The following is a 10,302-nucleotide window of genomic DNA, read 5'->3' on the forward strand; positions in this document are numbered from 1 at the left end:
ATTAATTGATTATTATTAATGCTTTACATTATTACGTCGCCATAAAGCGACGTAAGCATATCACTAAACATTAAATAAAAAGTTCATAATATCACCGTCTTGAACAATATAATCTTTACCTTCAGAACGCATCTTGCCGGCCTCTTTTGCACCTTGTTCACCACCATATTTAATAAAATCATCAAAAGCGATAGTTTGTGCGCGAATAAAGCCTTTTTCAAAATCGGTATGAATTTTCCCTGCTGCTTGAGGGGCTGTATCGCCCACTGAAATTGTCCATGCGCGGACTTCTTTCACTCCAGCAGTAAAATAAGTTTGTAAATTTAGTAAACTGTATCCTGCACGGATAACACGATTTAATCCTGGCTCAGTTAAGCCTAAATCTTGCATAAACTCATCACGATCTGCATCATCAAGCTCGGCAAGTTCTGCTTCGATAGCTGCACATACTGGTACAACTATTGCTTTTTCTTGTGCTGCAATGGTTTTAACTTTATCTAAATAAGGGTTATTTTCAAAACCATCCTCATTCACATTAGCAATATACATGGTTGGTTTCAATGTTAGAAAACTTAGGTATTTAATGGCATTAAGTTCTTCTTTACTCAACTCTAATAACAATAATTTTTTACCTTGTTCAAGGTGCGGTAAACATTTTTCCAGAATTTCAAGTTCAAATTTAGCTTCTTTATCTCCTCCTTTGGCTCGTTTTTGCAAACGTGTCATAGCTCGTTCACAAGCTTCAAGGTCTGACAATGCAAGTTCAGTATTGATGATTTCGATATCTTCAGCAGGATCGATTTTACCTGCCACGTGGATAATATTCTCATTTTCAAAGCAACGTACAACATGACCGATTGCTTCTGTTTCACGTATATTAGCTAAAAATTGATTGCCTAAACCTTCACCTTTTGATGCGCCTTTTACTAAACCAGCAATATCGACAAACTCCATTGTAGTTGGCAAAGTGCGTTGTGGTTTGACAATTTCCGCAAGTTGATCTAAACGTGGATCGGGCATAGGTACCACGCCCGTATTTGGTTCAATAGTACAAAATGGAAAGTTAGCTGCTTCAATTCCTGCCTTGGTTAGTGCATTAAAAAGCGTTGATTTACCTACATTCGGTAGTCCTACGATGCCACATTTGAATCCCATATTGTTTGTTACCTTTTGTCATAAAATATCTAAAAAATAAGGGATGATTATATACTAGTTCGTACTATTTGTGCCAATGTTCTTATTAATGAGTTTGTGATTGACTGAACAAAGTAATCATATTTTTCTTATATGTAGCAAATGTATTGCAAAGCGCAACTTGCGGTAAATTAGGTCTTAATAAAAGTTTATTGTTCAATATGTAAACCAATTTGATAAAGCTGGTTTTTTTTAAGACCGTAAATTTCAGCTGTTATTGCTGCGGCTTTTTTTAATGGAAGTTCTTTTTGTAATAACTTTAGTGTATGAATCACATTAGGATCAATATTATTATCACGTTTAAAATTACCTTCAACGATTAAAACAAATTCACCTTTTTGACGAGCTGCATCTTCATTTAACCAATTGATTAATTCATTTATAGGATAGCTAACAATCGTTTCCCATGTTTTGGTTAATTCTTTCGCTAATACAATTTGTTTATTTTCGCCAAAAATGGATAACATATCATTGAGTGTATCTAATAATCGATGTGTTGATTCATAAAAAATCATTGTACGTGGCTCATTAATTAATTTAGCTAAACTATCTTGTCGAGCCTTGCTTTTTGCGGATAAAAAACCTTCATAAATGAACTTGTCAGAGGGTAATCCCGCAACAGATAATGCAGCAATTGCAGCACAAGCTCCCGGAATTGGTACAACGTTGATATTATTTTCTCGGCAAGTTTTAACCAGATGATATCCTGGATCATTAATTAATGGTGTGCCAGCATCTGAAATCAAAGCAATGGATAATCCAGATTGAAGCTTTTCGATTAAAATTTTTGATTTTTCTTGCTCATTATGATCGTGCAAAGCAAAAAGCTTAGCTTTAATGCCTAGATGCTGTAACAGCAAGCCACTATGACGAGTATCTTCCGCAGCTATAAGATCGACATTTTTGAGTATTTCAATTGCTCTAAGAGAGATATCATCCAAATTACCAATTGGTGTTGCAACAATATATAAAGTCATTATTTTAAATCACATTAAATTTTTGTAGAAAATAGATAAAGAGACTGTACGAAAGCCTATTTTATTGTATATACTCACCGCTTTCAAAATAAATCCGAATAATCTTTATTTCAGTAGTTGTAAAAATGCATAAATGATTAGAATTTATATACAAAAGGGTTTATTTCAACAGTGAATGACACATAATATAGAACTTAACTAACAGTTAGTTCATTTAATTAATTTTAATGCTATTTCGATTAATGCTTTAAAGCGGGATGGCTTATTTTTAACCCCATTTTATTGAATTAGCATAAAGAGGATTAATATAATAGCTTTTTGTTGTAAAAGCGATAAAATGTGTAAATTAAAAATAGCTATGAATGAAAGGTGTTGCTTTGAAAAAAATTCTTGTATTAAGTTGTTTAAGTTTGACAATTGCTGCATGTACTCAAACTAACCCAGCTAAAATTGAAAATATAACCACATCTTCCGTTGGTTCAACATCAACCACTTATGCTAAACCACCTAAAAATATTTCAACAAATAGCAAGGTCACAAAATCACCAGACACAAAAACAACTTCATCCAATACTACAGTGGATACAAATACATACAGTAATAATGGTACGGTTATTACTAATCAACGTATTGTTTATAATCGTAATTATGACGATATTCCTAAAGGGGGATATCAAGGCGATACTTATACGGTTAAACGAGGTGATACACTATTTTATATTGCTTGGGTGACAGGTAACGACTATCGTTCATTGGCCGCTAAAAATAATATTAAAGAACCTTATGCTGTTAATGTAGGTCAAGTATTAGATGTAAGTGGTGGAACTACAGTAGTTGTTACCCAAAAAACGACGACCTCGAAAAATAATTCTATTGCTGTCCCTACTACAGTTGGGGCTTCTAATGCTAAGCCTGTAGTGACAACGACAACCACCACAACGACAACAACGAATAATAAATCTCATCCACCTAAAACAACGCAAACTACTGAGACAGTAACGCAATCGGTTAATGCCTCAAATAGCGAATCGATGAGTCCAGGTATGCCAGCTTCGAATATCGCTAATATTTCATGGAAATGGCCAACGAAAGGTAAAATAATCGAGAAATTTTCAAATGCAAGTAAAGGTATAGATATTGCAGGATCTTTAGGTGATAAAGTTGTTGCAGCGGCAGATGGTCGTGTTGTGTATTCTGGTAATGCTTTACCAGGATATGGTAATTTAATTATCGTTAAGCATAATGATGATTATTTAACCGCATATGCACATAACCAATCGATTTTAGTGAAAGAACAGCAAGTTGTGCGTGCAGGAGAACAAATTGCAACTATGGGAGCAACAGGCACTACATCAGTAAGATTACACTTTGAAATCCGATACAAAGCACAGTCTGTTGATCCTATAAAATACTTACCAAAATTATAAGTATCGAGTTAAACATGATTAACTCAATACTATGGGTATGCAAGAATGTTTATGTGTATACCAATAAATACAAGATATATAATAAAATTTATTCTACGTAACAAAGGAGTTATATTCATGGCAGTTAAAAAATTAGTATTAATTCGACATGGAGAAAGTGTTTGGAACCAAGAAAACCGTTTTTGCGGTTGGACTGATGTTGACTTATCTGACAAAGGCAGTAAAGAAGCAGCCGAAGCAGGCAAGCTACTTAAACAAGAGGGCTTCCAATTTGATTATGCTTATACGTCAGTATTAAAGCGCGCTATTCACACTTTATGGCATGTGCTTGATGAAGTTGACCAAGCTTGGTTACCTGTTGAAAAATCTTGGAAATTAAACGAACGTCATTATGGTGCATTACAAGGTTTAAACAAAGCCGAAACCGCAGCGAAATATGGTGATGAACAAGTAAAATTATGGCGTCGTGGTTTTGCAATCACACCTCCTGCGCTTGAAAAATCAGATGAACGTTTTCCTGGTCACGATTCGCGTTACAGCAAATTACCTGAATCAGAATTACCATTAACCGAAAGCTTAGCATTAACCATTAAACGTGTACTACCTTACTGGGAATCAACAATAGCCCCACGTGTAGCTAAAGGTGAACGTGTTATTATTGCTGCTCATGGCAACTCACTTCGTGCATTGGTAAAACATTTAGACAACATCAGCGATGATGATATTATCGAACTAAACATCCCAACTGGTGTGCCATTAGTGTATGAATTTGACGACAATATGAAAATCATCAAACATTACTACCTAGGCAATGCTGACGAAATCGCTGCAAAACAAGCTGCTGTTGCCAACCAAGGTAAAGCAAAATAATTATTCAATAAGCTATTAAAGAGGTAGGTTATTTAACTTACCTTTTTTATTATCTAAATTATCATTTTATTTAACCACTTTTATTGATTTAATCTAATTTTGAGAACTTAATTTTGTCTAAAATCTATTATATATATGGCGTAATGAATGCCGGAAAATCTACAGAACTTTTACAAATTGATCATAATTATTTAAGTAATAATATGAAGACGTTATTACTTAAATCATCAGTCGATACCCGTGATTCGGCTATTGAAATTGTTTCTCGTTTAGGATTACGTAAAAAAGCATTGCTTCTTGACGACAACACGGTTGATGCCATCATTGAACACATTAAACAAAATGATTACGCTTGTATTCTTATTGATGAAAGCCAGTTTTTATCTAAAAATACAATATGGAAATTATCCGATGTTTGTGATGATTATGGTGTGCCAATCATGTTTTTTGGCATAAAAACGGATTACATGGGGCATTTATTTGAAGGTTCTAAAACTCTTTTAGAAATTGCAGATAATTTTAGAGAGTTAAAAACGGTTTGTTGGTGTGGTAAAAAGGCAACTATGATCTTATTAGAAGGACAAGACGGTCAAATTGTTAAATTTGGTAATTCCATACATTTAGGAGACAGTGAATACCACTCAGTATGCCGAAAACACTGGAAGGTAGGACAAATAAGACCGAGCCTTTAATAATTTAATATTTTATTCTTATCTAAAGATGTGAGTTACCATTCTTGTTATGATTTATCATGATAAAAAGTGTGAATAAGTTCGCATTTTTAATATTTTCTTTTTGTTGATTTTGTCTGCTTTATGTCATATTGCCTGAAACGATATAGTTTCGGGTATATTAATAAATCTTGAGGAATCAACATGAAATTTAAAACTATTTCATTAGCAGTATTGTTGAGTTTAACTGCGTACACAGCCAATGCGAAAGAGTTTGTATTAATTGATAATGAAAAAGGCATCGCTAAAGGCAATTGGTCTATAGCAAGCAAAGATTTGGGTATAAAAGAACAGCGCTTTGCTATTCAAAATACGGTTCTTAAAGGTGGCAAACAAGAAGGCAGTGAATTACTGACTATAGACAGCAATGATTTTACAATTAAATTAAGCCCAACGCGTGGATTAGGTATTATTTCTGTTATCGGTGATGGTGTTCGCATGGGGTGGGATTCACCCGTTGATGAAATTGTCAATCCAAAATTTATTAATTTAGAAAGTCGTGGTGGATTAGGTTGGCTAGATGGTTTTAATGAAACAATGGTGCGTTGTGGTTTTGAATGGACAGGGCATGCAGTAAAAACGGATGGCATGATGTATACGCTTCATGGGCGTGCGCAAAACACCCCTGTATCAAAATTAATTATTGATGTCTCTGAAAAAAAACCATATACCATAACCATTAAAGGCTTGATTAAGGAAAACACCTTCAAAAAAAGTCATCTAGAAACTTGGGTATCACTAAGTTATGTTCCTGGTAGCAAGAAATTTACAGTGCATGATGTAGTCACCAATAAAAGTGATTATGCCCGAGACTACCAAATCATCTATCATAGTAACTTTGGCACACCAATTCTTGAAGAAGGCGCTAAATTTATTGCACCAGTTAAAGAAATTTCACCATTTAATGATTATGCCAAAACTGGTTTGAAAACATGGCAAACTTATTTAGGTCCAACGAAAGGCTTTGATGAAATGGTGTTTAATGTTTATCCTTTTGCTGATACAAACGGTCAAACTCAAGTTATGATAACCAATAAAGCAGGGGATAAAGCAGCAGGAATTGCTTTCAACATTAAAGAACTCCCTGTATTGTCATTATGGAAAAATACCGATACGTTAAAACAAGGTTATGTGACAGGATTAGAACCTGGAACAAGTTTTGCTTATCCTGTCACAATTGAACGAGAACAAAAACGCGTTCGCCAATTAGGACCAGGGCAAAGTGCGCAGTTTACCTTAACATATAGTTTACTAACAGATAAAAATGCAGTAGCCAAATATGCAAATCAAATCGAAGCGATTCAAGGTGATCAAGAAACAAAAATTATTGAACAACCCATGGCTAAAGAATAAGATTGAATCTTACAACTAACAAGGAAGTTAGCTGTAGGTTGACATTATGTACACAAATTATGAACACACCATACTAATAAAAATCATATTTTTGCCTATCAATTATTTTTATACCAGGATAAAAATTAATTTATCCTCTATAAATTGATTTGAAAGAGCCTGATAGACTAAAGCTTTTACTTAAAAGTATCATGAATTACCCAATTTTCTCTATTGCTAGCAAACAAGGGCAATTTTCGTTTTTCTGCATTTTCTGAATTAAAACAGATAATATTGGTTGATGAATATATAAATATTTATGATACATAGCAATGTATTATAGATAATAAACACGGCGTTACAGTGATATAGACATTTCCATAATTTCAAGTATAAGATGTCATCCACTTAATCTTTAATAACGACCTGAATATAGGCTTTTTTTACTAAGCAGTAAGCTTAGAATGATTTTTAATTGGACAATATTTTATACTCTAAAAAAATTAATTTAAACGAGCATATTTTAAAGAAGTCGATGTAAAATGGCTTGTTATATTTTAAATAAAGGAACTAAAATGACAACTAGGCGAATGATAATTGGTATCAGTGGTGCAACAGGTTTTGCTTATGGCATAAAAGCGTTAGAACTATTAAAACCGTTGGATATTGAAACTCATTTAGTGATTTCAAAAGCGGCACAACTTACACATTCTCACGAAGTACCAAATATAAGCCTAGCTCAGGTAAAATCACTGGCAGATAAAGTTTACTCTATCAACAATATTGGTGTAGCGATTGCCAGTGGTTCATTTAAAACTATGGGAATGCTCATTGCACCTTGCTCAATGCGTTCTCTTGCTGCAATTGCACATGGTTTATCGGATAATTTGCTCACTCGAGCGGCTGATGTAGTGTTAAAAGAGCGTCGTCGGTTGGTATTAATGACAAGAGAGTCGCCATTGCATTTAGGGCATATTAAAAATATGGAAGCAGTTACACTTATGGGAGGGGTTATATTTCCTCCAGTGCCAGCATTATATCAGCATATTGAAAGTCTTGATGATATTATTACGCATAGTGTAGCTAGAGCGCTTGATCTATTTGATCTTAATATTCCTTCGTTACCTCGCTGGGGTGAAGATATACCTTTAAACACTAAATAGCCTTAATAGCGTTATTACTATAATTTAATATGAAAGCAGATAAAAAAATCATCACCTTTATACAAAAACATCATGTGTTGTCACTCAGTGTTATCTTACCTGATGCTAACCTTTGGGCATGTAATGCTTTTTATGTGTTTAATGAAGATTTGATGTGTTTATATATTCTTACTGAATTAACAACTGATCATGGTAATGCTATGTTAAATCATGCGCAAGTAGCAGGTACAATAAGCCTTACCCCGAAAACGGTGGCAAAAATACAAGGAATACAATTTCAAGCAATAGCATTGCAACTAATAGGCAATAAGGCAAAGCAAGCCTACTCACTTTATTATCAAAAATTCCCTTTTGCCAGAATAATAAAAGCACCTATTTGGTCGCTTGAATTACAGCGAATAAAAATGACAGATAATCTTATGGGATTTGCTCACAAAATTCATTGGGTGAAAAGAAATTTATATAAATGATTGGTTTTTGGTTTTTTTGCCTGTTTCAACAAAAGTTTTACTTTTTTAAAACCCACATTAATGTTATGAATTCCCATAATCAACCTGTTTTCCTGTTTTCCTGTTTTCCTGTTTTACGTCTCGTACGATTCATGCTAAATAGCTATCTAATAGAGCTTGTTGTATCTTAGGGAATAGTCCGCTAAGGTGTTTTCTTTCGAAATAGGCTTGCTCACTTTACTTGCTTAGCGAATGACTTTCGGCCCTAGATGTTGCCAGAACAGGCACCCAAAAATAAAGTAATCCATGCAATTGGGGCATTTTTTGAAGCATAAATTATGGGGTTGATATGACCGCCAAAGCCATGAAAGGACATGGGTAATGGAGGCAAGCTTTTAGGTCCGTGCTCCATATAACAGCGGATAAATTCCCGTTCATATTTATCGTCTTGATCCTTATAATTATTTTTGCCAATGCCGACTGATTGAACAATGGGAAATCCAATTTTATAAGCCAAGGGATAAGTTGACCATATTGGTATCACCCATGTTTGAGCCTATTTCGCCAAAGTTGCTCGGCATAATATGTTCCCACTTAAATACCACAGTGCCACTGCAATATTTAGAGCGTTGAATATATACTTGCTTTGTGATTCGATTAAACCGTATCCGAAAATGGTGGATGGTAAATAGTTCAAAGCGATAAATATAGCGGAAATAACAGATACATAAATCTAATATACTACCTTAATTCAAATAGCCTGCACTGTAAGGAATCAAAAATATAAGTAAACTAATACAAGTTAGAATATTCCTAAAATTTGCAAACATACCACTACTAATCTCTAAATATTGATCGTTATAGGCATAGGAAGATTTTATTGGTTTGAAGTTATTATTGACGGATTCTTGAGTATAGTCTTTGGGCTTCTTTTGGCGTCATATTATCGCTAGTATAGCCCATTTTCAATTTTTTGTGGGGTTTGGGGTTTTTAAGCCTTGAGAGTACAAAGACTATTTATCCGCATAATGTTAAAAATATCGAAAATTATAACATAAAACTGGGTAAAATTAATATTTGTTTTTATTTAGGGAGATGTAATTTTCGTATCTTGATGAATTTATATTAAAAATAGAGTCATTTTGGTAGGGCGACATAAATTGAATTGAGCTTGTTTTTTATTTTTTAAAATCAATAAGTTAAAAATCTTTAAAAATTTAAAAAATCTGGTAGAATTTGTTGGTCGCTATAACTGTAAATAAAACAGATAGCTACAATTAGAGTGTTCCCTGTATACACAGGGATAAACCGCTACCGCCTATGCCAGTCAATCTTGCCAATCAGTGTTCCCTGTATACACAGGGATAAACCGACAGAAAAATACGAGATCGCTAAAGTCAAAATGTGTTCCCTGTATACACAGGGATCCCCCTTTATCTTAATGCTAAAACCCTAACCCCAGTTAATTGATAAAATTTTAAGTGGGGCTTAAAAGCAGCAACCTAAAAAAACATGACTCACTAAGCTTATCTTAAATTTCAATAAATTAAGTTTAATTAAATATTGCAAATTATGTAAAAATCGTGTAATTTTATGCCTGATTTTAGTTATCATTATTGATTATTAAAATTACCGATAAAAATAGGTAAATATGACAAAACTAAATAAAAATAAGTAGCAAGGTAGTAAAGGAAAAAAAATGGTAAAACATTTAGATAAAATCGTCGAACAAGCAGGACAAGCAGGGAAAGACTTGCTTAGCCAATTAACAAATAAAGTTAGCCACAACCGTTACACACTAACCATTGATGAACTCAGCGCTCCTATATCGGTGTTAAACGTCAAAGGCGAAGAGGCCTTAAACCAGCTGTGGCATTACACCATTACTTTTACCAGCGCCAATAAAACCCTATCTACCGATGCTTTTTTAAACCAACCGGCTACTTTCTCATTTAATTCTGTTGTAAGCGATGCGCTCAGTTCTGCAATCCGTGCCTTGGGTGATTTTACCAATGATAAAAGCAGCCGCAAGGTTTATGGCATTATCACCGAGTTTAGCCAATTATCGGTGAATAAAGAAGAAGCGCATTATCAAGTGGTCTTATCGCCACGACTGGCTAGACTAACGTTAAACCGCAACTGTGCCATATTCCAGAACC

General features: G+C 34.1%; 10 protein-coding genes. 7 read left to right on the forward strand and 3 right to left on the reverse strand.

The window, feature by feature from the left end:
* Positions 1 to 63: 63 nt before the first annotated feature.
* Complete coding sequence (gene ychF / locus A9G48_RS02165) at positions 64 to 1,155, reverse strand: redox-regulated ATPase YchF (protein ID WP_034945056.1); 1,092 nt, start codon at positions 1,153 to 1,155, stop codon at positions 64 to 66.
* Between the two features lie 188 nt (positions 1,156 to 1,343).
* On the reverse strand, positions 1,344 to 2,171 hold the full coding sequence (gene rsmI, locus A9G48_RS02170; RefSeq protein WP_065575730.1) for a 16S rRNA (cytidine(1402)-2'-O)-methyltransferase: 828 nt from the start codon (positions 2,169 to 2,171) through the stop codon (positions 1,344 to 1,346).
* A gap of 362 nt (positions 2,172 to 2,533) precedes the next feature.
* Between rsmI and nlpD the strand changes: the two genes are divergently transcribed.
* From nlpD to A9G48_RS02200, 6 genes are all read left to right on the forward strand, one after another.
* The gene (nlpD, locus tag A9G48_RS02175; RefSeq protein WP_065569346.1) at positions 2,534 to 3,598 is read left to right on the forward strand and encodes a murein hydrolase activator NlpD; all 1,065 of its coding nucleotides are present in this window, start codon (positions 2,534 to 2,536) and stop codon (positions 3,596 to 3,598) included.
* 117 nt (positions 3,599 to 3,715) lie between these two features.
* Positions 3,716 to 4,468, forward strand: coding sequence for a 2,3-diphosphoglycerate-dependent phosphoglycerate mutase (gpmA, locus tag A9G48_RS02180; protein ID WP_065574032.1), 753 nt, complete (start codon positions 3,716 to 3,718; stop codon positions 4,466 to 4,468).
* Between the two features lie 113 nt (positions 4,469 to 4,581).
* Positions 4,582 to 5,160, forward strand: coding sequence for a thymidine kinase (locus A9G48_RS02185; protein ID WP_034945068.1), 579 nt, complete (start codon positions 4,582 to 4,584; stop codon positions 5,158 to 5,160).
* A 183-nt stretch (positions 5,161 to 5,343) separates the two neighbouring features.
* Entirely contained in the window at positions 5,344 to 6,552 is a 1,209-nt protein-coding gene (locus tag A9G48_RS02190) for an aldose 1-epimerase family protein (RefSeq protein ID WP_065575731.1), read from the forward strand.
* A gap of 554 nt (positions 6,553 to 7,106) precedes the next feature.
* The gene (locus tag A9G48_RS02195) at positions 7,107 to 7,694 is read left to right on the forward strand and encodes a UbiX family flavin prenyltransferase (RefSeq protein WP_065575732.1); all 588 of its coding nucleotides are present in this window, start codon (positions 7,107 to 7,109) and stop codon (positions 7,692 to 7,694) included.
* 29 nt (positions 7,695 to 7,723) lie between these two features.
* A complete protein-coding gene (locus tag A9G48_RS02200) occupies positions 7,724 to 8,164 on the forward strand; it encodes a hypothetical protein (RefSeq protein WP_034945078.1) in 441 nt (146 codons plus the stop codon).
* A gap of 244 nt (positions 8,165 to 8,408) precedes the next feature.
* Here A9G48_RS02200 and A9G48_RS02205 read toward each other — a convergent pair whose 3' ends face one another.
* Positions 8,409 to 8,687, reverse strand: a complete 279-nt coding sequence (locus A9G48_RS02205) for a hypothetical protein (protein ID WP_034945081.1) — start codon at positions 8,685 to 8,687, stop codon at positions 8,409 to 8,411.
* Between the two features lie 1,155 nt (positions 8,688 to 9,842).
* Here A9G48_RS02205 and A9G48_RS02210 point away from each other — a divergent pair.
* On the forward strand, positions 9,843 to 10,302 hold a 460-nt coding region (locus tag A9G48_RS02210), incomplete at its 3' end, for a contractile injection system protein, VgrG/Pvc8 family (RefSeq protein ID WP_176701985.1).

The sequence above is a fragment of the Gilliamella sp. wkB18 genome (genome assembly GCF_001690875.1).
Lineage (GTDB): Bacteria > Pseudomonadota > Gammaproteobacteria > Enterobacterales > Orbaceae > Gilliamella > Gilliamella apicola_A.

Excerpts from the sequence above, each read along its gene's own strand:
- ychF (WP_034945056.1), bottom strand. The coding sequence starts at position 1,155 with ATGGGATTCAAATGTGGCATCGTAGGACTACCGAATGTAGGTAAATCA.
- rsmI (WP_065575730.1), bottom strand. The coding sequence starts at position 2,171 with ATGACTTTATATATTGTTGCAACACCAATTGGTAATTTGGATGATATC.
- nlpD (WP_065569346.1), top strand. The coding sequence starts at position 2,534 with ATGAAAGGTGTTGCTTTGAAAAAAATTCTTGTATTAAGTTGTTTAAGT.
- gpmA (WP_065574032.1), top strand. The coding sequence starts at position 3,716 with ATGGCAGTTAAAAAATTAGTATTAATTCGACATGGAGAAAGTGTTTGG.
- A9G48_RS02190 (WP_065575731.1), top strand. The coding sequence starts at position 5,344 with ATGAAATTTAAAACTATTTCATTAGCAGTATTGTTGAGTTTAACTGCG.
- A9G48_RS02195 (WP_065575732.1), top strand. The coding sequence starts at position 7,107 with ATGACAACTAGGCGAATGATAATTGGTATCAGTGGTGCAACAGGTTTT.
- A9G48_RS02200 (WP_034945078.1), top strand. The coding sequence starts at position 7,724 with ATGAAAGCAGATAAAAAAATCATCACCTTTATACAAAAACATCATGTG.